Origin of the sequence: Rhodovulum strictum (assembly GCF_009649175.1) — a bacterium.
GTDB lineage: Bacteria > Pseudomonadota > Alphaproteobacteria > Rhodobacterales > Rhodobacteraceae > Rhodovulum > Rhodovulum strictum.
Genome location: NZ_WJPO01000030.1, coordinates 1 through 18,704, shown reverse-complemented (window position 1 = coordinate 18,704; position 18,704 = coordinate 1). Strand labels below are relative to the sequence as shown.

General features: G+C 66.2%; 22 protein-coding genes. 6 read left to right on the top strand and 16 right to left on the bottom strand.

Going from position 1 to position 18,704, the window contains the following annotated elements; genetic code table 11:
- Window positions 1-10: 10 nt before the first annotated feature.
- From soxA to GH815_RS15585, 11 genes are all read right to left on the bottom strand, one after another.
- Window positions 11-877 carry a sulfur oxidation c-type cytochrome SoxA gene (gene soxA / locus GH815_RS15635; protein WP_153749693.1) on the bottom strand — a complete coding sequence of 289 codons (867 nt, stop codon included), beginning with the start codon at window positions 875-877 and terminating at the stop codon, window positions 11-13.
- A gap of 29 nt (window positions 878-906) precedes the next feature.
- Window positions 907-1,236 (bottom strand): thiosulfate oxidation carrier complex protein SoxZ, encoded by a 330-nt coding sequence (soxZ, locus tag GH815_RS15630; protein ID WP_153749692.1) that lies wholly within the window; start codon window positions 1,234-1,236, stop codon window positions 907-909.
- 22 nt (window positions 1,237-1,258) lie between these two features.
- On the bottom strand, window positions 1,259-1,675 hold the full coding sequence (gene soxY, locus GH815_RS15625) for a thiosulfate oxidation carrier protein SoxY (protein WP_153749691.1): 417 nt from the start codon (window positions 1,673-1,675) through the stop codon (window positions 1,259-1,261).
- Window positions 1,676-1,722: 47 nt separating this feature from the next.
- Entirely contained in the window at window positions 1,723-2,196 is a 474-nt protein-coding gene (gene soxX / locus GH815_RS15620; protein ID WP_153749690.1) for a sulfur oxidation c-type cytochrome SoxX, read from the bottom strand.
- A gap of 116 nt (window positions 2,197-2,312) precedes the next feature.
- On the bottom strand, window positions 2,313-2,882 hold the full coding sequence (locus tag GH815_RS15615; protein ID WP_153749689.1) for a SoxW family protein: 570 nt from the start codon (window positions 2,880-2,882) through the stop codon (window positions 2,313-2,315).
- A 20-nt stretch (window positions 2,883-2,902) separates the two neighbouring features.
- Window positions 2,903-3,640 (bottom strand): cytochrome c biogenesis CcdA family protein, encoded by a 738-nt coding sequence (locus tag GH815_RS15610; RefSeq protein WP_153749688.1) that lies wholly within the window; start codon window positions 3,638-3,640, stop codon window positions 2,903-2,905.
- Window positions 3,641-3,889: 249 nt separating this feature from the next.
- Window positions 3,890-5,338 (bottom strand): tryptophanase, encoded by a 1,449-nt coding sequence (locus GH815_RS15605; RefSeq protein ID WP_153749687.1) that lies wholly within the window; start codon window positions 5,336-5,338, stop codon window positions 3,890-3,892.
- Between the two features lie 154 nt (window positions 5,339-5,492).
- Window positions 5,493-5,795 carry a 4a-hydroxytetrahydrobiopterin dehydratase gene (locus tag GH815_RS15600; RefSeq protein ID WP_153749686.1) on the bottom strand — a complete coding sequence of 101 codons (303 nt, stop codon included), beginning with the start codon at window positions 5,793-5,795 and terminating at the stop codon, window positions 5,493-5,495.
- Window positions 5,792-7,006: a GNAT family N-acetyltransferase gene (locus tag GH815_RS15595; protein ID WP_153749685.1), complete on the bottom strand. Its 1,215-nt coding sequence runs from the start codon at window positions 7,004-7,006 to the stop codon at window positions 5,792-5,794. The genes GH815_RS15600 and GH815_RS15595 overlap by 4 nt, the downstream gene beginning before the upstream one ends.
- Window positions 7,007-7,053: 47 nt before the next feature.
- Window positions 7,054-7,824, bottom strand: coding sequence for a glycerophosphodiester phosphodiesterase family protein (locus tag GH815_RS15590; RefSeq protein WP_153749684.1), 771 nt, complete (start codon window positions 7,822-7,824; stop codon window positions 7,054-7,056).
- Window positions 7,821-8,285 (bottom strand): RidA family protein, encoded by a 465-nt coding sequence (locus GH815_RS15585; RefSeq protein WP_153749683.1) that lies wholly within the window; start codon window positions 8,283-8,285, stop codon window positions 7,821-7,823. The genes GH815_RS15590 and GH815_RS15585 overlap by 4 nt, the downstream gene beginning before the upstream one ends.
- Window positions 8,286-8,439: 154 nt before the next feature.
- Here GH815_RS15585 and GH815_RS15580 point away from each other — a divergent pair, with 154 nt between their 5' ends.
- Complete coding sequence (locus GH815_RS15580) at window positions 8,440-9,207, top strand: MlaA family lipoprotein (protein WP_246176484.1); 768 nt, start codon at window positions 8,440-8,442, stop codon at window positions 9,205-9,207.
- Window positions 9,185-9,802 (top strand): MlaC/ttg2D family ABC transporter substrate-binding protein, encoded by a 618-nt coding sequence (locus GH815_RS15575; protein ID WP_153749682.1) that lies wholly within the window; start codon window positions 9,185-9,187, stop codon window positions 9,800-9,802. Before GH815_RS15580 ends, GH815_RS15575 begins: the two co-directional genes overlap by 23 nt.
- Before the next feature lie 13 nt (window positions 9,803-9,815).
- Here the strand turns inward: GH815_RS15575 and GH815_RS15570 are convergent, their stop codons facing one another.
- Window positions 9,816-12,050, bottom strand: coding sequence for a transglycosylase domain-containing protein (locus tag GH815_RS15570; protein ID WP_153749681.1), 2,235 nt, complete (start codon window positions 12,048-12,050; stop codon window positions 9,816-9,818).
- A 257-nt stretch (window positions 12,051-12,307) separates the two neighbouring features.
- On the opposite strand from GH815_RS15570, the gene GH815_RS15565 reads away from it, so the two are divergent.
- Window positions 12,308-12,646, top strand: a complete 339-nt coding sequence (locus GH815_RS15565; RefSeq protein WP_343030917.1) for a P-II family nitrogen regulator — start codon at window positions 12,308-12,310, stop codon at window positions 12,644-12,646.
- A 36-nt stretch (window positions 12,647-12,682) separates the two neighbouring features.
- On the top strand, window positions 12,683-14,062 hold the full coding sequence (locus GH815_RS15560; protein WP_153749680.1) for an ammonium transporter: 1,380 nt from the start codon (window positions 12,683-12,685) through the stop codon (window positions 14,060-14,062).
- 71 nt (window positions 14,063-14,133) lie between these two features.
- Here GH815_RS15560 and GH815_RS15555 read toward each other — a convergent pair whose 3' ends face one another.
- The 3 genes from GH815_RS15555 to smpB all read right to left on the bottom strand — a co-directional run bounded on the left by GH815_RS15555 (window position 14,134) and on the right by smpB (window position 16,716).
- Complete coding sequence (locus tag GH815_RS15555; RefSeq protein WP_153749679.1) at window positions 14,134-15,318, bottom strand: amino acid aminotransferase; 1,185 nt, start codon at window positions 15,316-15,318, stop codon at window positions 14,134-14,136.
- Window positions 15,318-16,175 (bottom strand): 3-mercaptopyruvate sulfurtransferase, encoded by an 858-nt coding sequence (gene sseA, locus GH815_RS15550; RefSeq protein WP_153749722.1) that lies wholly within the window; start codon window positions 16,173-16,175, stop codon window positions 15,318-15,320. Before sseA ends, GH815_RS15555 begins: the two co-directional genes overlap by 1 nt.
- A 64-nt stretch (window positions 16,176-16,239) precedes the next feature.
- Entirely contained in the window at window positions 16,240-16,716 is a 477-nt protein-coding gene (smpB, locus tag GH815_RS15545) for an SsrA-binding protein SmpB (RefSeq protein WP_153749721.1), read from the bottom strand.
- Window positions 16,717-17,287: 571 nt separating this feature from the next.
- Between smpB and GH815_RS15540 the strand changes: the two genes are divergently transcribed.
- Complete coding sequence (locus GH815_RS15540; RefSeq protein ID WP_153749678.1) at window positions 17,288-17,806, top strand: Hint domain-containing protein; 519 nt, start codon at window positions 17,288-17,290, stop codon at window positions 17,804-17,806.
- A gap of 89 nt (window positions 17,807-17,895) precedes the next feature.
- Window positions 17,896-18,333, top strand: coding sequence for a DUF4399 domain-containing protein (locus tag GH815_RS15535; protein ID WP_153749677.1), 438 nt, complete (start codon window positions 17,896-17,898; stop codon window positions 18,331-18,333).
- A 37-nt stretch (window positions 18,334-18,370) separates the two neighbouring features.
- On the opposite strand, the gene GH815_RS15530 is transcribed toward GH815_RS15535, so the two are convergent.
- Window positions 18,371-18,619, bottom strand: coding sequence for a TrmO family methyltransferase domain-containing protein (locus GH815_RS15530; protein WP_153749676.1), 249 nt, complete (start codon window positions 18,617-18,619; stop codon window positions 18,371-18,373).
- Between the last annotated feature and the right edge of the window lie 85 nt (window positions 18,620-18,704).

The window sequence follows — 18,704 nt, the reverse complement described above, 5'->3', positions numbered from 1 at the left end:
ATCCTCGGTGTCAGTGGCGGACGCCCAGACCCTCGACCGAGAGGCCGTTGCCGCGCGACGCGACATAGAGTTCGAGCGCCTTGAACTCGTCCGATCCCGCCTTGAAGGTCTCGGCCCGGGTGTCGCGGACGCAGCCGACGAAACGCTGCTGCGCCGAAACCACGCCGGCATCCTTCAGGCGATAGACCGGCATGCCGCTGATCTGTCCCTGGCTCAGATGGTCGGCCCGGATCATCTGTCCGGTATTGTCCTCATGGCAGTTGGCGCAGGACATCTCGAGCTGGCCGTAGCGCGTATAGTACATCTCCTTGCCCTTCTCCCAGAAGGGTGCGGCGGGACCGTCGATCGCCACATTCACCGTCTCGCCCCGCGACTGAAGCGAGATGAGGGCAAGCATGTCCTTCATCTTGTCGCCGGTCACGCCCCACGCCTCGAGGCCCATGCGCTCGGTGACACAGGCGTTGACGTAGTCCTCTATGATCATCAGCTTGCCGGTCTTGGCATCGACCCGCGGCGTCACCGCGCGCAGGCCCTTCATGCTTTCCGGGCCGCCGTGGCAGCTTGCACAGGACTCGCCCCCGGTACCGATTTCGGCATTCCAGTTGTCGTGGCCCCGGTCGGCAAAGACCATGCCGGGATTGTCGAAATCGTCGCGTTGCAACGCGCGGGTCTCGTCCTCGCGATAATGCCAGCCCGAATAGATCGTCGGGAGGACATCCTTCAGATGGTCCGGCGCCGCGGTCCTGGTCACGATCTCGAGTTCGCCGTCCTCCGTGATGACCGTCAGCGAATCTTCGACAGGGTCTGCTACGGCCGCGCCCGTCAGGGCGAGGCCAAGGGCCGCCGAGGCGGCGAGTGTGGCGATGTGGCTCCGCATGATCTTCCTCCCTTGTCGATCCGCGGCACTCAGCCGACCGTTATCTCGGCGGTATCGGTGTAGACCGACCCGTCGTCGTCGTACCAGGTGAAGGTGAACGTGCCGGAGGCATCCACCCTGGCGTCGAACTCGAAATAGGGGTTCGTCGAAACCGCGGGGTCGATCGCGATGTCGATCACGTTCACGCCGTTCAGATCGCAGGTGAACCTGTTGATGATCGAGCGCGGGATAAGCGTGCCGTCGGCGTTCTTGCGCTGGCCCGATTCCATCTTGTGGCTGATCAGGCTCTTGATCGTCACGATCTCGCCCGCGGATGCGGTCTTCGGGACGCGGACGCGGGGTTTTGCATCGTCTGCCATGTCTTTTCTCCTGATCCCTGTGTCAGCCGCCGCAGCCGCCGATGGTGACTTTCACCGTGGCCTGCGCCCGCACGATGCTGCCATCCGCCATCTTCGCGAGCGCGATGACATCCTGCGTCGAGGCAAGCCGGATCCGGGTCGCGGCCATCTGCCGGCCCGCGGCCGGGCCGAAGGTGAAGGTGGCGACCGCCGGTTCGGGGTTGCCTGCGGCCAGCAGCATGATCGCCACCGCGCCGGGCGCCTCGACCGACACGGGAACGGTGTTGCCGTTCTCGGCGATCTCGGGCGCGGTCAGCGTGATCCCGCCTTCGCCCACAGCAGAGCCGCCCGAAAACTCGGCGATCATCTCGTCGGTCGTCCGGGCCAGCGCCAGGCTCGGCACCAGCGCCGCAAGGCTGCCGAACCCGACCCAGAGGGCGTCTCGTCTTGAAAGTTTCATGGCGAACTCCTTTCGTCGGTTGCGCCGGTTGCGCGAAGTCTGTGACGTCAATCCCTGAGCGTCAGAAGATAGGCAACAATGTTCTCGATCTGCTGCGCACTCAGGATCGGCGGCAGGTCACTCTCCGGGGCCTTGCCGGTATAGCCATCGCCGGGGCGGATGAAGCCCTCGGTCTTGTAGAAGGCCGGCATGAAGGTGGCGTCGAAGGTCATCTTTGCGTTGACCAGAAGGCCGCGAAGCTCTGCCTCGGTCCAGCGGTCCGCCGCCCCGTCAAGGGCCGGTGCGATCGTGCCGGGGAACTGCACCGCCGGCATCGCCTCGATGAGGTGGCAGGCCACGCAATTGCCAAGCGAGGCGGTGGTCATCACCTTGGCGCCCGCTTCGGGGTCGCCCGGCACGCCGGTCAGCGAGGCGGCGACGGCGCCACCCTCGAACATGACTTCCGTCGGCGCCACCTCGGCGGCAAGGGCCCATGTGGCGGCAAGCGAAGCCACTGCGGCCAGCGCAATCTTTCGCGTCATGGCAATCCTCCCTGATCTCTCCCGCAATCAGGATAGCGTCAGCATACCACCGCACGCAACACAAATATAAGCATTCGTGAATATTTCTATGTTTCATATTTTTTATTCTTTTTCAATCAGTTGGCCGCCCTCATTCGGTCGGCAAGAAACTTCTGGAAATGCTCGCCGCTCTCGTAGCCATGGTCGCGGACCCAGGTCAGAAGCGCCTCGGTGGTGCCCTTTCCAAAGGCGCCGGGCATCATCGCGACCGACGCTTTCGCGACCGTTTCGCCCTCGGGCACCTCCTCGGGCAGGAAGATCAGCGTCGGCGTGAACAACACGCCCCAGCGCACCGCCATCTGTTTCTCGGGCAGCGCCGTGCCGTCGAAATCCGTCACCTCGACATCGCCGAAAAGGTTCATCTGGACGACAAAGAAATGGTCGCGGATGAGCTGTTCGATCGCGGGGTCGGTAAAGACCTGCTCGTGCATCTGCGTGCAATAGATGCAGCCGCGCTGCTCGACCGTGATCAGCAGCCGCTTGCCTTCGGCATTTGCCTCGGCAAGATCCTCGCGCAGATCCTTGAAGGTCTCGCGCAGCCAGCCGGGCTTGTGCAGGCCGTCATCGCCAAGCTCGACCGCGAACGAGGCCGAAACCGAGAGAGCAACCGCCAGTGCGGCGGTGGCAAGGGCGCGGATGGCAGTCATGGTCGGTCCTCCCGTGGAAATCACTGAAGCGTTGCGGTCCAGTCGAAGTTGCGGATCATCCAGTCGGCGATCAGGTTGACGGAATTGGTGGCGATCAGCACGCCAAAGAGGATCAGCATGGCGCCCATCGCCTTTTCCACATGGCCCATCATCGCGCGATGGCGCGAGACCCAGCCAAGGAACGGCCCGGCGAACAGTGCCGCGACGACGAATGGCAGCGTCATGGCAAGGCCATAGACCAGAAGCAGCGTTCCCCCGCGCCACAGATCGCCCATCCCGCTTGCCACCATCAGGATCGCGGCCAGGGCCGGGCCGACGCAGGGTGTCCAGCCGAACCCGAAGGCAAGGCCCATGACATAGGCCCCGAGGATGGTGGTCGGCTTTGCCTCGGACTGTACCCGCGCCTCTCGGTAGAAAAGCCCGATGCGAAGGACGCCAAGAAAATGCAGCCCGAACAGGACCAGCACGCCGCCTGCCACCCAGGACAGCGGCTCGCGCCATTGCAGGAACGCGCGCCCAAGCGCCGTCGCCCCCAGACCAAGCAGGACAAAGATCGTCGTCACGCCCAGCGCGAACAGCACAGCCTGAAGCACCAGCCGGTTGCGCGCACCCGGCGCGATCGTATCGCCCGCGCGCAGTTCCTTGACCGATAGCCCGGCCATGTAGGACAGGTAGAAGGGCACCATGGGCAGGATGCAGGGCGACAGAAAGGACAGGACACCCGCAAGCGCAGCGCCGGTATAGCTGATCTCCAGCATCGGCTCCTCCCAAAGCGACGCGATGCCGGTTCCGGCGGCATATATTAGAATATTGCAATCTTTAGATTGAACGTGTCAACCCGCTGCACCGGCTGCGTCTGTGCCCGGACCTGCCCGAGACTGTCGCGCTGAATGCACCCGCTGTCTTCACCCCGGCCTTCGTCCTTGTCTGCGGCGAGGCCGGGATGACAGCCCCTGCGGCCACGGTTTCCCGCCGGGAGGGGGAGCCCCCCGGCGGGCATGGGTCTCTCAGAGGCTGTCGCCGAAATCGGCCTTGAACTTCGCCACCAGCTTTTCCTGCCAATCCGACACCGGCGCCAGACGCCCGTAGAAGAAGCGCAGGATCTCGGGTTCCTCGACGAATTTCAGCCCGCCGACCAGTGCGCGGTTCTGGTAAAGCCAGTCGATCCGGTCGATGGCGTATTTCACCTGGGACAGCGTGAACACCCGCCGCGGCAGCGCCAGACGCACCAGTTCCATATTGGCCAGCGGCTCGGTGCCGTCGGGGTTGCGCTGTTCCGACAGCGTGCCGCGTTCCATCCCGCGGATGCCCGACACGATGTAAAGCGCCGAGGCCAGCGCGCCCGCGGAATATTGCGCCTGCGGCACATGGTCGAGGAAGCGCATGACGTCGATATGGCAGCCCAGCCCGCCCGCGGGCGTGATGACCGGGATGCCGCGGCGGTCCAGTTCGTTGACCATATATTCGATGAAGATCGGCCCCTGCGAGATCATGTCCTCGTCCATGGTCTCTTCCAGGCCCACGGTCAGCGCCTCGATCTCGCGCACCGACATGCCGCCATAGGTCAGGAAGCCTTCGTAAAGCGGCACCAGCCCGCGCATCTTCTGGTACATCTGTTCGTCGCGGATGCAGATCGCGCCGCCCCGGGCACAGCCCAGCTTGCGTGCCGAGAAATAGATGATGTCGCACAGATCGGCGATCCTGCGGGTGATCTCGCGGATCGACAGATCCTTGCAGGCGTCCTCGCGCTGCTTGAGGAAGTAGAGGTTGTCGGCCATCAGGCTGGCGTCATAGACCAGCGTCAGCCCGTGCCGGTCGCAGACCGCGCGCACTTCGGCCATGTTCGCCAGCGAGACCGGCTGGCCGCCGATCAGGTTGGTGCCTGCCTCGATCCGGACAAAGGCGATCTTTTCCGCGCCATGCTCTGCCACCAGCCGTTCCAGCGCGGCCACATCCATGTCGCCCTTGAAGGGTTCCGAGGATGTCACCTGCAAGCCCTTTTCGCAGATGATTTCCTCGACCGAACCGCCGTTCAGCACGATATGCGCCTTGGTGGTGGTGAAGTGATAGTTCATCGGCACGATCGAGCCCGGCGTGACCAGCACCTGCGCCAGGATGTTCTCGCAGGCGCGGCCCTGGTGGGTGGGCAGGATCCAGTGCATGCCGAACAGATCGCGCAGCTTGGCCTCGAGCCGGGTGTAGGTGGCCGAGCCCGCATAGCTGTCATCGGCCACCATCATCGCGGCAACCTGCTGATCGCTCATCGCGTTCACGCCGCTATCGGTCAGCATGTCCATGAACACGTCCTTGTTCTGCAACAGGAACGTGTTGTTGCCGGCCTCGGTGGCGGCGGCCAGGCGCGCCTCGATCGGCGGCAGGTTCAGCTTCTGGACGACGCGGACCTTGTGCATCTCGAGAGGCACGGTCTCGCCGCTGAAGAAACGGACGTTGGGCATGGCGGATTCCTCCCTTGCCGGATTTGCATCGCTTGAGTGACCCGCAGACTTGTCGCGTCCCGGGGGCCTCTTGGCACTGCGTCAAACTGGCATCTGGGCGGATTCCTGACCCTTGTCTGGGATCAGTACGACTCGGGCAGGCCGGTTCGGGCGGTCAGGGCGTTGCGGCCAGCGCGTCCATCCGGCGGGCCAGTTCCACATCGCGCGCGCTCAGCCCGCCCGCGTCATGGGTCGTCAGCACCACCTCGACGCGGCAATAGACATTGCGCCATTCGGGATGGTGATCCAGCTTCTCGGCCCAGAGCGCGACCCGCGCCATGAACCCGAACGCCTCGATGAAATTCCTGAATTCATAGGTCTTTTCGATGGCGTCCCAGCCTTCGGCCAGCGCCCATCCCGCCGCCAGCAGCGGCGCCAGAGCCTGCGTGCGTGCGTCCCCGGTCAGTGTCTCGGTCATGTCTCCTCCGCCATGGTCCTGCGAAACGGTCCATACTCGGTCAGCACCTCGATCTCCTCCTCGACGGCATCGCGTTCGGCCCGCAGGTATTTCGCAATCGCCCCCCGCAACCCCGGATCCCCGATCCAGTGCAAGGAATGGGTCGCTACCGGCAGATACCCCCGCGCCAGCTTGTGCGCCCCCTGCGCGCCCGCCTCGACGGTGGCAAGGCCATGGGAAATGGCGTGGTCGATGGCCTGGTAATAGCACAGCTCGAAATGCAGGCAGGGGTGATCCTCGATGCAGCCCCAGTAGCGGCCGTAAAGGCGGTTGCGGCCGATGAAGTTCAGCGCCCCCGCCACTGGTCGGCCGTCGCGTTCGGCCAGCACCAGCAGCATGTCCTCGCGCAGCGTTTCCTGGGCGCGGTCGAAGAAGGCGCGCGTCAGGTAGGGGGTGCCCCATTTGCGCGCGCCGGTATCCTGATAGAACCGCCAGAAGGCATCCCAATGCGCGGGCCGCAGCATGTCGCCCGTATGGTGGCGGATGACCCCGCCAAAGCCCTGCGCCGCGGCGCGTTCCTTGCGGATGGCCTTGCGCTTGCGTGAGGACAGATCGGCAAGGAAGGCGTCGAAATCGACGTAACCGCGGTTTTCCCAATGGAATTGCTGGGTGACGCGGTGCATCAGGCCCATATCGGCCCCGGCCTTCGCCTCGGCCTCGGTGCAGAAGGTGACATGGACCGAGGACAGCCGGTTGCGCGCGGCGATCTCGACCGCGCCCTGAACCAGCGCCGCGATGCCGGTCACCTCGGCCCCGGGCCTTGCCAGAAAGCGCCGCCCGGTCGCGGGCGTGAACGGGACCGCGATCTGAAGCTTGGGATAATAGCGCCCGCCCGCGCGCTCATAGGCATGGCCCCAGTTGTGGTCGAAAATGTATTCGCCCTGGCTATGGGTCTTGGCGTAAAGCGGTGCGACCCCGATGGTTGCGCCGCGCTGCCGGGCTACCAGATATTGCGGATGCCAGCCGGTGCCCGGGCCGACCGAGCCGCTGTCTTCCAGCGCCATCAGGAAGCGGTGCGTGGTGAACGGATCCTCGGGGCGGCCGCCATCCGCGGTTTCGGGGCAGGCGCAGGCATCCCATTCGGCGGCCGATATCTGCGAAAGCGAGGTCAGGATCTCGACCTCGATCCGGTCCGCCCCGGCCGTCACGCTGTCAAGCTGCCCTTCGGCCATGCGCGCCCTCCTGTCCGACCGATCAGATGGGCCGGGCCGGGCGCTGGTCAAGCGGCGGGGTGGGGCGCGGCATAGCCTTCGAAGGTGACGTTCTGCGCGATCGCCCGCGCGATGGCCTCGTCCCTTGGGCTGCGGATCGTCCAGCACAGGATCGTCGCGCCATGATCGCGCAATTCGGCCACGCGCGGCCGGGCCAGATCCGACCAGCGATGCGAGATGAAGCAGGCGCCGACCCGGTCATAATCGGGAATTCCGCGCAGCAACCCGCGGACCGGGGCGGGCAGGCCGGGCCAGTTCGGCCGCGCATAGGCGCAGGTGGTGATTCCGCGGGGAATGTCGGGCGCGGCCTCGGCCAGCGCGGCGACCGAATGGGGGTTGAAGGACATCACCGCCACCGGCCCGTCATAGCCCGCCAGCGCGCGCGCCACGGCGCGTTCCAGCGCGCCCACCTCGCGGCCCATGGCGCCATCCTGATCCTTGATCTCGATCAGCACGGGCACCCGGCCTGCAACCTCATCCAGCGCCTCGTCCAGCGTGGGGATCGCGCTGGCGCCGCCCAGCAGCGGGAAGTCGCGCAGCTCGGCCCGGCTGCGCTGGCAGATCGGGCCGGTGCCGCCGGTCAGCCGCTTGAGGTCATAGTCATGGAACACCATCGCCGCGCCGTCCGAGGAGGGCTGGATGTCGATCTCGATGCCATAGCCCGCCGCCAGTGCGGCGCGCACGGCCTCCATCGAGTTTTCGGGCCGGCCCGCGGCGCGGTCGTGGAACGCACGATGGGCAATGGGCGTGTCCAGGAACGCGCGCGGCAACCCGGTCATCGGATCTGGAAGATCCCCTCGATCTCGACCGCGACGCCGAAGGGCAGGGACGCCGCGCTGACCGCCGAACGGGAATGGCGCCCGGCCTCGCCCAGCGCCTCGACCAGGAAATCCGAGGCGCCGTTGATGACCTTGGGCTGATCCCCGAATTCGGCGGTGGAATTGACGAAGCCGGTCAGCTTGACCACCCGCACCAGCCGGTCGAGATCGCCGCCGCAGGCCGCCTTGAGCTGGGCCAGAAGGCCGATGGCACAGGTCCGCGCCGCCGCAGCCCCCGCCGCCACATCCATGTCGGCGCCCAGCTTGCCGGTGATGAAGGCGCCATCCGCCATCGAGATCTGGCCCGACACGAAGACCAGATCGCCCGAGACCACGTAAGGAACGTAATTCGCCGCGGGCGCCGGGGCCTCGGGCAGGGTGACGCCAAGCTCGGCCAGCCGGGCTTCGAATTTTCCGCTCATGCGCAGTCTCCGGATCGTCTGTTTCCTGGGCGGTGACGCTACAGCCGTGCCCGGATGGGCGAAACCGAAAAATGAACACATGCCTGCGCGGGCTTGGCCCTTGTGATCGCCGGCGTGGCATGGTTCGGTAACCAAATTCGTTCATCTGTTGCGGATGCTGACCTTGTCCCCCTTCGCCAAGCCCCTGTTCCGCCGGTTGCTGCCCGCGGCCGCTCTGGTCCTTCTGGCCGGATGTGCCGCGCCGATCCCCAGCGGCATTTCCGACCCCTACGAGGCGCAGAACCGCGCCGTGCATCGGGGCAATGTCGCGCTTGATCGGTCTGTGGTCCGCCCCACCTCCATGGCCTATGGCCACACGTTACCGGGGCCGGTGCGCACCGGCATCAGCAATTTCGCCTCGAACCTGTCGCTGCCTGCCGCGGTCGTGAACAGCCTGTTGCAGCTTCGCCCCGGCGATGCGGCGCAGAACACCACGCGCTTCCTGATCAATACGACGATCGGGGTTGGCGGTCTTCTGGATCCGGCGACGCCGATGGGGGCGACGCAGATTGAAACCGGGTTCGGCGAGACGCTGCATGTCTGGGGCGTGGCCGAAGGCAATTATGTGGAACTGCCGCTCCTCGGGCCATCGACCGGGCGGGATGCGGTGGGGACCGTCGTCGATGTGGCGCTCAGCCCGACCGTGGTTCTGCTTCGGGCAGAGCGGCTGCGGGCAGCGGTGGGAACCGGCATCCTGTCGCAACTGGGCAGACGCTTCGACCGCTCGAATCTTGTCGATCCGCTCCTATATGAAAGCGCGGACAGCTACGCGCAGAGCCGCCAGATCTATCTGGACAACCGCCGCTTCCGGCTGCGCCGTGGCGCCGAACCGGACTATTTCGACCCCTACGAGGATCCTTATGACGACCCCTCTGCCCAGTGACCCCGCCCGCCGCGCCCTGCTGACCAGCTGCCTTGCCGCGGCTGCCGCACTGACATTGCCCGGACGGGCGCAGGCGCTGACCCAGGCCGAGGCGGCGCGGCTGATCGACCAGGTGGTGGGCGACATCAACCGGGTGATCAATTCCGGCCGGTCGGAAGCGCAGATGCTGCCCGAGTTCGAGCGGATATTCGCCCGCTATGCCGATGTGCCGATCATCGCGCGGTCGGCGCTGGGCGTGGCGGCGCGGTCGGCCAGCGCAGCGCAGTTGCGCGCCTTTACCGAGGCGTTCCAAGGCTATATCTCGCGCAAATATGGCCGCCGCTTCCGCGAGTTCATCGGCGGCGAACTCAAGGTGCGCGAGGCGCGCCCGTTCCGCGATTTCTACGAGGTCAGGACAACGGCCGTTCTGCGCGGGCAGGCGCCGTTCGAGGTGGTGTTCCTGGTCTCGGACCGCTCGGGGCGCAACCTGTTCTTCAACATCTTCATCGAAGGCGTGAACATGCTGGCGACCGAGCGCACCGAGATCGGCGCGCTTCTGGACCAGCGCCGCGGCAATTTGGATACGCTGATCGCCGATCTGCGCCGGATGGGCTGAGGCGGCGCGCGCCTCAGTTCCGGCTGCCGCCCAGGATCGAGCCCAGTACTTCCAGCAGGATGCGTTCGGCCACATCGCCGCTGCTTTCGCGCTGTTGCTGTTGCTGTTGCGGCACCGGCGTCGGCTGTGCCTGCTGGCCATGGCTTTCGCCCGCGGAATAGGTCTCGCCCGGATAATAATAGTCCGGTGTCGGCGGGGCAGGGGGCTCGGGCACCAGCATCGGCAGCGGCCGCGGCGTCAGGCCCTCATGCACCCGCACCATCACTTCGCGCCAGATTTCGGCAGGCAGCCCGCCGCCTGTCACGCCGGTCATCGGCGTGTTGTCGTCATAGCCCATCCAGACGCCCGCGACGTAATCGGCGGTGAAGCCGATGAACCAGGCATCGCGCACCGCCGAGGTTGTGCCGGTCTTGCCCGCCGCCTGCCAGCCGGGAACCTTGGCGCGCTGTCCGGTGCCGGATTCGATCACCTGATGCATCATGTAGACAAGGCTTTGCGCCGCGCGCTCTGAAATCACCCGCTCGCCCATGCCGCCTGCCATGCCCATCAGGGCATCGCGCTCGCCCTTCAGCCGCAGATCCAGAAGGCCGTAGGGGGTCACGCTGGATCCGCCGTTCAGGATGCCCGCATAGGCGCCGGTCATCTCGATCAGCGTCGATTCCGAAGCCCCCAGCGCCAGCGCCGGACCAAGCGCGAGGCTGCTTTCCAGCCCGAAATCGGCAGCGATCCGGCGCACCTTGTCCCGGCCCATCTCTTCGGACACCTTGACCGCGGGCACGTTGTAGGAATGCTTAAGCGCCTCGGTCAGGGTGACGCGGCCGTGAAAGCGGCGGTCGAAATTCTCGGGCGAATAGGGCCCTGACCCGGGCACCCGGATCGTGATGGGTTCGTCCACCACCGTCGCGTTGGGCGTATAGCCAAGGTCCAGCGCCGCAGCATAGACGAAGGGCTTGAAGGCCGAGCCGGTCTGCCGCAGCGCCATGGTGGCGCGGTTGAACCCGCCGATGGTGTTCTGCCGCCCGCCGACCATCGCGCGCACCGCGCCATCGGCCGACATCACCACGATCGCCGCCTCGGCCTTGGAGCCGGGCTTGAGCTTGGTCTCGAACACCACCTTCAGCGCGTCCTCGGCAGCCTTTTGCAGGCGCGGGTCGAATGTGGTGCGGATGATCACATCCTCGGTGGTGTTGTGGGTCAGGAAATCGGGGCCCGTGGACATCACCCAATCGGCGAAATACCCGCCCGAGCGGGCATTCGCGGCCTCGGACAGCCGCGCGGGGTTGGCGCGGGCATCGGCGGCCTCGCGCGCGGTCAGGAAGTCCTGTTCCTCCATCAGGCCCAGGATCAGGTTCGCCCGGTTGCGCGACCGTTCAAGGTTGTTGGTCGGCGCATAGACCGTCGGCGCCTTCAGAAGCCCGGCCAGCATCGCCGCCTCGGCGGGCGTGACCTGGTTTGCAGACTTGCCGAAATAGCGCTGCGCCGCCGCCTCGAAGCCGCGCGCGCCCGCGCCCAGATAGGCCCGGTTGAGATAGATCGTCAGGATCTCTTCCTTGGTATAGCGCGCCTCCATCGCCAGGGCATAGACCGCCTCTTTCAGCTTGCGGCCCAGCGTGGTGCGGCGGCAATCGGCTTCATAGGCCGATTCGGATTTCCACTGGCTCGCGTCATAGGGCACGCCCAGGCACAGAAGTTTCGCGGTCTGCTGGGTGATGGTCGAGCCGCCATTGCCCGAGAACGGCCCGCGCCCCTCGGACATGTTGATGCGGACCGCGCCCACGATGCCGATCGGGTCAAGCCCCGGATGAAGATAGAAGCGCCGGTCCTCGGTGGCGATCACCGCGTTCCGCAGCGCTGGCGCCACGGTCGAGGCGCTGATCTGCCCGCCGAATTGTTCGCCGCGCCAGGCAAAGACCTGGTTATCGCGGTCCAGAAGCGTGACAGAACCGCGGTTGCGTCCGTCCAGCAGCGCCGAGACGGGGGGTAGCTGCACGTAGAAATATAGAACCGCAAGGCCCAGCACGACTGCGCCTGTCAGCGCGATCCGCGATCCGATCTTCCAGAACAGCCCCACGATCCAGCCGATGATCCCCGCGAAGAACGCCACCACCGGGTTGCTGCTGCGGCGCGACCTGCGACGCCCCCCGCCGCCCGACTTGCGCCGGGCCGGGGCGGGTTTCTTCGCCGCCGGCTTGCGTGTGGTACGCCGATCCGCCACCAGCGGCGGTTTTCTCCGGCCCGTGCTGCTCATGTCCATTCCGATTGTTCTGCCTGCCTCGCCGCACCATACCCCGGCGGCCGGGGAATGTGGAGTTCCCTGGCGCTCACGTTACGCCTTTCTTGATAGCCCAAGAAATAGGCATGTTGCCCATTCTGTGCAATAATTGTGCAAGCTTTCCTGCCTCGGGCGCGCCGAAGGACGGCGATTCCTTGTCTCCCCCGCGCCATCGGATCCTCCTTGCCGCATTACTCCCGCAGGGCCTCCTGCCAAACCGGAAGGGTCATGACGTGAAACTCATCATTGCTGCAATCAAGCCGTTCAAGCTGGAGGAGGTGAGGGAAGCGCTCACCGCCATCGGCGTGCGCGGCATGATGGTGACCGAGATCAAGGGCTTCGGCTCTCAGTCCGGCCACACGGAAATCTATCGCGGCGCGGAATACGCCGTGAACTTCGTCCCCAAGGTCAAGCTCGAGATCGTCGTGCCGTCGGCAATGACCGACCAGGTTGTCGAAACGATCGCCAAGACCGCCAAGACCGACAAGATCGGCGACGGGAAGATTTTCGTCCTCGACGTGAACCAGGCCGTCCGCGTGCGCACGGGCGAAACCAACGAAGACGCGATCTGAGCGCCAAGACGATCCTCACGAAAGGACCATAGAGACATGAAACCGACGAAACTGATCCCCCTTGCGGCGATCGCGGCGGCGCTGATGCCCGGGCTGGGCCTGGCACAGGACGCGGTGGCCGAAGTGGCCGAGGTCGCCGAAGCGGTCGAGGCCGTGGCCGAGGCCGTTTCCGGCGCGCCCGGCGAACAGACCGCCTATATCTTCACGACGCTGCTGTTCCTGTTCGGCGGCGTACTGGTGTTCTGGATGGCCGCGGGCTTTGCCATGCTCGAGGCCGGGCTTGTGCGCTCCAAGAACGTCACCATGCAGCTGACCAAGAATATCGGACTCTTCTCGGTCGCGGCGATCATGTATTACCTGATCGGCTTCGGCCTGATGTATCCCGGCGAGTGGTGGATCGAGGGCTGGCTTGGCCCGCTTTTCGCAGTCACCTCGCTTGAACCCGTGGGCCTGTCGCCCGAGGATGCGGATCTGGCCTATGCCTCGGCCGGTTCGGACTTCTTCTTCCAGCTGATGTTCTGCGCCACCACCGCCTCGATCGTGTCGGGTGCGCTGGCGGAACGCATCAAGCTCTGGCCGTTCCTGCTGTTTGTGGTCGTGCTGACCGGCATCATCTACCCGATCGAGGCGTCCTGGCAGTGGGGCGGTGGCTGGCTGTCCGAAATGGGCTTCTCCGATTTCGCCGGTTCGACGATCGTGCACGCGGCGGGCGGCTTCGCGGCGCTGGCCGGGGCCATCGTGCTGGGCGCGCGCAAGGGCAAGTATGGCAAGGACGGCTCTGTTCATCCGATCCCGGGCTCGAACCTTGCGCTGGCCACTCTGGGGACGTTCATCCTGTGGCTGGGCTGGTTCGGCTTCAACGGAGGCTCACAGCTGGCCATGGGCACGATCTCTGACGTCGCCGATGTCAGCCGGATCTTTGCCAACACAAATGGCGCTGCTGCGGCCGGTGCGCTGGCCGCGCTGATCCTGACGCAGCTTGTCTATGGCAAGGTCGACCTGACGATGGTGCTGAACGGCGCGCTGGCCGGTCTGGTCTCGATCACCGCCGAGCCGTTGGCACCCTCGCTGACCGAGTCGACGCTGATCGGTGCCGTGGGTGGCGTGATCGTGGTCTTCGCTGTGCCGCTTCTGGACAAGCTCAAGATCGACGACGTCGTGGGCGCCATCCCGGTGCACCTGTTCGCGGGTCTGTGGGGCACGTTCATCGTGGCCTGGTCGAACGATGACGCAAGCTACCTGACCCAGATCATCGGGTTCCTGGCCATCGGCGCCTTCGTCTTCGGCGTCAGCCTGGTCTGCTTCGCGCTCATCAAGGCGGTGATCGGCCTGCGGGTCAGCGAGGAAGCCGAGTACAAGGGCCTCGATGTCAGCGAACTGGGCATGGAAGCCTATCCGGAATTCGGCAAGTCCTGAGTTCCGACCCCCTGAAAAACCGAAGGCCCGGGCGATCCGCCCGGGCCTTTTGGTTCCGCCGTCGCCCTGTGTCAGAGACCGGCGGCCAGCATCGCCCGGGCCACGCGCGGGATGTTCGCCTCGGACAAGCCGGCCACGTTCATCCGCCCGTCGCCGATCACATAGACCCCATGCGCATCGCGCATCACGGCCACCTGATCGGGTGTTGCGCCGATCAGCGAGAACATGCCCTTCTGCGCGGCCAGATAGGCGAAGCGGTCCGAGCCACTGATCTCGCGCAGCGTGTCGGCAAGGCTTGCGCGCAAGCCCTCCATCCGGGTGCGCATCGCGTCGAGTTCGGCCAGCCAGTCGGCGCGCAGTTCCGCATCGGTCAGGATGCCGGTGACCACGCGCGCGCCGTGATCGGGCGGGAAGGCATAGGTCTGGCGGTTCAGGTTCGACAGGTTGCCGCGTGCCAGCGTTGCGGTCGCCGCATCGCCCGCCACGGCCAGAATCGCGCCGACCCGTTCGCGGTAAAGGCCGAAATTCTTGGACCCGCTGACCGCGACCAGCATCTCTGGCAGCCGCGCGGCCAGCATCCGCAGCCCCTCCGCATCCGCCTCGACCCCGGCACCGAAGCCCTGATAGGCCAGATCGACCAGCGCCAGCGCGCCGGTCCGTTCCAGAACGGCCGCCACATCCGCCCAGTCGGCCGCGGTCAGGTCGGCGCCGGTGGGGTTGTGGCAGCAGCCATGCAGGATCACCACATCGCCCGGCCCCGCGCCGCCCAGATCGGCAAGCATCCCATCGCGGTCGAGCCCCCGCAAGGCGGCGTCGTAATAGCGGTACTCGACCTGTTCTAGCCCCAGATGGCCGACGATGGCGGCATGGTTCGGCCAGCTCGGATCGGGCAGGAAGACCCGCGCAGCGGGATTGGCCAGCCGCACGAGGTCAAGCGCGATCCGCACCGCGCCGGTCCCCCCCGGTGTGCCGATGGCGGCCACCCGCTCGGCGGCGACCGCATCGGCCAGAACCAGTCCGCGCACCGCCTCAAGGAATTCGGGATCGCCCTCGATCGCGACATAGCCCTTGGTCTGCTGGCTCTGCCACAACTGTTCCTCGGCCGCCTTGACCGCGCGCATCACCGGCGTTGCGCCCGCCGCGTCGCGATAGACGCCCACGCCCAGGTCGATCTTGTCGGGCCGGGGATCGGCGCGGAAAGCCTGCATCAGGCCGATGATCTTGTCGGGGGCCTGCGGTGAAAGTCTGCTCAGCATCATGCACCTCCCGTTGCGACCGGCAGATCGCCATACATGCCCCATTCGGTCCATGACCCGTCATAAAGCGCGTGGTCGCGATGGCCGATCCGTTCCAGCGCAAGGTTGATGACCGCCGCCGTGACGCCGGTGCCGCAGGACGTGATCGCGGGTTTGCCCAGATCCACCCCCGCCGCGGCAAGGACCGCGCGCAGGTCGTCGGGCGATTTCATCGTGCCGTCGGGGTTCAGCAGCGTCTGGAAGAAGATGTTGCGCGCGCCCGGGATATGGCCGCCGCGCAGGCCGGGGCGCGGCTCGGGGTCGGTGCCGGCAAATCGGCCGGGGCTGCGGGCGTCGAGGATTTCGCTGTCGCCCAGCTTCGAGGCCGCCGCGACCTGGGTAACATCCTTGATCAGATGGGCTTGGCGCTGGACCGTCATGTGCCGGTCGCGCAGCACGGGTGGCATGTCCTCGACCGGATGCCCCTCGGCCCGCCATTTCGGCAGGCCGCCATCCAGCACCGCCACATCGCTCTTGCCCATAAGGCGAAAGGTCCACCACACCCGCGGCGCCGAAAAGATGCCTGCGCCGTCATAGATCACCACCTGATGCCCGTCGCCGACCCCCATCGCGCGCATCCGGGCGATGAACTTTTCCACGGGCGGCGCCATGTGCGGCAGGTCCGAGCGCAGATCCGCGATTTCGTCGATGTCGAAGAAGCGGGCGCCGGGGATATGGGCGGCCTCGTACTCGGCGCGCGGGTCGCGCCCGGCACCGGGCAGATACCACGAGGCATCGAGGATGCGCAGGTCCGGGTCTTTCAGATGCGCCGTCAGCCATTCGGTCGAGACCAGCGTCTTCGGATCGTCACAGGCCATCAACCCCTCCGCCTCGCGCAGCACCGAATTCCCTTAGAACGGCGCCGCGCGGCTGGCAAGGCGGTCAGCCGCGCTCCTTGAGAAGGCGCTGTTTTTGCCGCTGCCAGTCGCGCTTGGCCTCGGTTTCGCGCTTGTCCTGTGTCTTCTTGCCCTTGGCGATGCCGATCTTCAGCTTGGCCACGCCCTTGTGGTTGAAATACAAGACCAGCGGCACCAGCGTATAGCCCTTGCGCTGGGTGTCGGACCACAACCGCGCCAGTTCCTTGCGGCTGACCAGCAGCTTGCGGCGGCGCCGTTCCTCATGGCCCCAGGTCTTGGCCTGTTCATAGGGCGGGATGTAGCCGTTGATCAGCCACAGTTCGCCATTCTCGACGCTGGCATAGCTTTCGGCGATGTTGGCGCCGTTCTCGCGCAGCGACTTGACCTCGGATCCTTGCAGGATGATCCCGCATTCCAGATCGTCCTCGATCGCGTAATCGTAACGCGCCCGCCGGTTCTCGGCGATCACCTTGTAGTTCGGATCGGATTTCGCATTGGCCATGGTGCAGCGCATATAGGCGAAACCGTCAGGCGGGGGAAGCGTCCCGGATGTGCGGCCTTGGCGGTGAGTTGCGAAACGACCCGGACAAGAGGCCGCGTGCCTGCCGGATAGGCCGCCGTGGCAAGGAAAATTCAGCGGAAACGGTTTGTTTCCATCTTGCGAACAATCGAAAGATGGCCGGATGGCCTTGATCCATTGTTCGTGCGCAGGAAACGAAAGCGCGGGTTTCGGCGGGTCGCGGCGGGAAAGCAGCGGTCTGTCGGCGCGACTGTCGCCCACTCCTGGACAATGCGCGAAACCCCTTCCGGCCTTTGTGGACGCTGTGTCACCAAAGCTCCACAAAGGCGCAGCACTCTACCCGAGAATTGACCCATTCGGCGCGCCTATTGAGTCCCGGGCCGGATACGTCCGGTCCTGTGTAAGGGCCTTTCGGGGCCAGTAACCAGTGGTGTGGTTGCTTGGGGTGCCCGGGATATCGGGTTTTTCGGGCCCGGTGCACCCCAACGCAACCTGCCGCCCGCCATCACGGGGCAGCGGCAGGGGCAAGGCAGCCCGCCCGTAAGGACCGGCGATGACTGACCCGTCTTCGATCAGGGGCTTTCGGGATTGCGCGACGCCGCCGGGCGGGTCGCGGGGCTGGGCCTTGCCGGGCTTCGGGCCGATGACCCGGATCACCACCGATTTCGGCGACTTCCCGGCGCAGACCCTGCGCGTCGGTGACCGGGTACGAACGCGCCGCGGCCCGTTCAAGCGCATCGCCTGGCTGGACCGCGTGCTTCTTGACGAGGGATTCCTTGCGCTACATCCCGAGGCGCTGCCCGTTCTGATCCGCCCCAGTGCCTTTGGTGCGGGCCTGCCGGCGCGCGATGTCGTCGTCTCGCCCGGCCAGCGCATCCATGGCCCCCGCATGCAGCCCGGTGCCCGGCCGCAGGCGGCAGGCCAGCTGACATCGGGGCCGCGGATCATGCGCAAGCCCGAGCTGGTCTTTACCTATACGCTGTTTCACTGCGACGAACTGGTGGACATCCATGTCGAGGGGCTGTGGATGCCGATCCCGCCCCGCGCGCCGCTGCCCTCAGCCGAGGATTGAAGGCAGGGCGCGGCGGTCTACCCTCTTGCGGATGGCGGCCCCGGCTGCGGGCCGCCTTGTGTCGCCGTCAGACAGGGAGGAGTCCGACCATGACCGCTGTTTCGTTCGCCCGTTCCGCCAGCCTTGCCCTGGGGGCCGTTCTGGCCCTGCCCGCCATGGCCCAGGACCGCACCCCGGCGCCCGAGGGCGCGCGCGTCTACATCATCGCGCCCGAGGACGGCGCGACCTTATCGAACCCGGTGACGATCCGCTTCGGCCTGGAGGGGATGGGCGTGGCCCCTGCCGGGGTCGATCAGGCGGGGACGGGGCATCACCATCTGATGATCAATGTCCCGCAGGAAGGGTTCGATTTCTCGGCAGCGGTGCCGGCGGATGAAAACCACATCCATTTCGGAGGCGGCCAGACCCAGGTCACGCTGGACCTGCCCGCAGGCACGCACAGCCTTTGGCTGCTGCTGGGCGATGCCGCGCATCTGCCGCATGAGCCGCCGATCCTGTCCGACCCGGTCAGCGTGACGGTGGAGTGACGGGTTCCGCACGGCCGGGGCGCATCGCGACAGGCGTCTATCCCGCGTCGCCGGGCGGCATGTCGATGGTGGCGAGCCACGGCTTGATATCGAGAAGCGGCGTGCCGTCGAAGCAGTCGATGGCGTCGATCCCGAATGTCGCGCGCAGGGGGTCGAGCGCGGTGATCCGCACCGTTGACTGGGAAATCATGTTTGGCCGGTTCGGCGAGCGCAGCGCAAAGGTGCCGCGCGGCGCCTCGACATGGCGCGGCGCCTGGGTCAGCAGATCGCGCCGCGCCCGGTCCATCCAGTAAACCCGCGATATTCACCGGCCGGCTGACATTGGAGCCAAGGTGCTGCTTTCGGGCGGGTCGAGGGCGTCCTGAGGGCCC

What these genes read in the sequence shown, in the direction of transcription:
- GH815_RS15600 (WP_153749686.1), bottom strand. Translation starts at nt 5,795, where the DNA reads ATGACCGAGACACTGACCGGGGACGCACGCACGCAGGCTCTGGCGCCG.
- GH815_RS15595 (WP_153749685.1), bottom strand. Translation starts at nt 7,006, where the DNA reads ATGGCCGAAGGGCAGCTTGACAGCGTGACGGCCGGGGCGGACCGGATC.
- soxA (WP_153749693.1), bottom strand. Translation starts at nt 877, where the DNA reads ATGCGGAGCCACATCGCCACACTCGCCGCCTCGGCGGCCCTTGGCCTC.
- GH815_RS15555 (WP_153749679.1), bottom strand. Translation starts at nt 15,318, where the DNA reads ATGCTGAGCAGACTTTCACCGCAGGCCCCCGACAAGATCATCGGCCTG.
- GH815_RS15580 (WP_246176484.1), top strand. Translation starts at nt 8,440, where the DNA reads ATGCTGACCTTGTCCCCCTTCGCCAAGCCCCTGTTCCGCCGGTTGCTG.
- soxZ (WP_153749692.1), bottom strand. Translation starts at nt 1,236, where the DNA reads ATGGCAGACGATGCAAAACCCCGCGTCCGCGTCCCGAAGACCGCATCC.
- GH815_RS15615 (WP_153749689.1), bottom strand. Translation starts at nt 2,882, where the DNA reads ATGACTGCCATCCGCGCCCTTGCCACCGCCGCACTGGCGGTTGCTCTC.
- GH815_RS15560 (WP_153749680.1), top strand. Translation starts at nt 12,683, where the DNA reads ATGAAACCGACGAAACTGATCCCCCTTGCGGCGATCGCGGCGGCGCTG.
- GH815_RS15585 (WP_153749683.1), bottom strand. Translation starts at nt 8,285, where the DNA reads ATGAGCGGAAAATTCGAAGCCCGGCTGGCCGAGCTTGGCGTCACCCTG.
- GH815_RS15530 (WP_153749676.1), bottom strand. Translation starts at nt 18,619, where the DNA reads ATGGACCGGGCGCGGCGCGATCTGCTGACCCAGGCGCCGCGCCATGTC.
- soxX (WP_153749690.1), bottom strand. Translation starts at nt 2,196, where the DNA reads ATGACGCGAAAGATTGCGCTGGCCGCAGTGGCTTCGCTTGCCGCCACA.
- soxY (WP_153749691.1), bottom strand. Translation starts at nt 1,675, where the DNA reads ATGAAACTTTCAAGACGAGACGCCCTCTGGGTCGGGTTCGGCAGCCTT.
- smpB (WP_153749721.1), bottom strand. Translation starts at nt 16,716, where the DNA reads ATGGCCAATGCGAAATCCGATCCGAACTACAAGGTGATCGCCGAGAAC.
- GH815_RS15590 (WP_153749684.1), bottom strand. Translation starts at nt 7,824, where the DNA reads ATGACCGGGTTGCCGCGCGCGTTCCTGGACACGCCCATTGCCCATCGT.
- GH815_RS15610 (WP_153749688.1), bottom strand. Translation starts at nt 3,640, where the DNA reads ATGCTGGAGATCAGCTATACCGGCGCTGCGCTTGCGGGTGTCCTGTCC.
- GH815_RS15540 (WP_153749678.1), top strand. Translation starts at nt 17,288, where the DNA reads ATGACTGACCCGTCTTCGATCAGGGGCTTTCGGGATTGCGCGACGCCG.
- GH815_RS15605 (WP_153749687.1), bottom strand. Translation starts at nt 5,338, where the DNA reads ATGCCCAACGTCCGTTTCTTCAGCGGCGAGACCGTGCCTCTCGAGATG.
- GH815_RS15570 (WP_153749681.1), bottom strand. Translation starts at nt 12,050, where the DNA reads ATGAGCAGCACGGGCCGGAGAAAACCGCCGCTGGTGGCGGATCGGCGT.
- GH815_RS15575 (WP_153749682.1), top strand. Translation starts at nt 9,185, where the DNA reads ATGACGACCCCTCTGCCCAGTGACCCCGCCCGCCGCGCCCTGCTGACC.
- GH815_RS15535 (WP_153749677.1), top strand. Translation starts at nt 17,896, where the DNA reads ATGACCGCTGTTTCGTTCGCCCGTTCCGCCAGCCTTGCCCTGGGGGCC.
- sseA (WP_153749722.1), bottom strand. Translation starts at nt 16,175, where the DNA reads ATGGCCTGTGACGATCCGAAGACGCTGGTCTCGACCGAATGGCTGACG.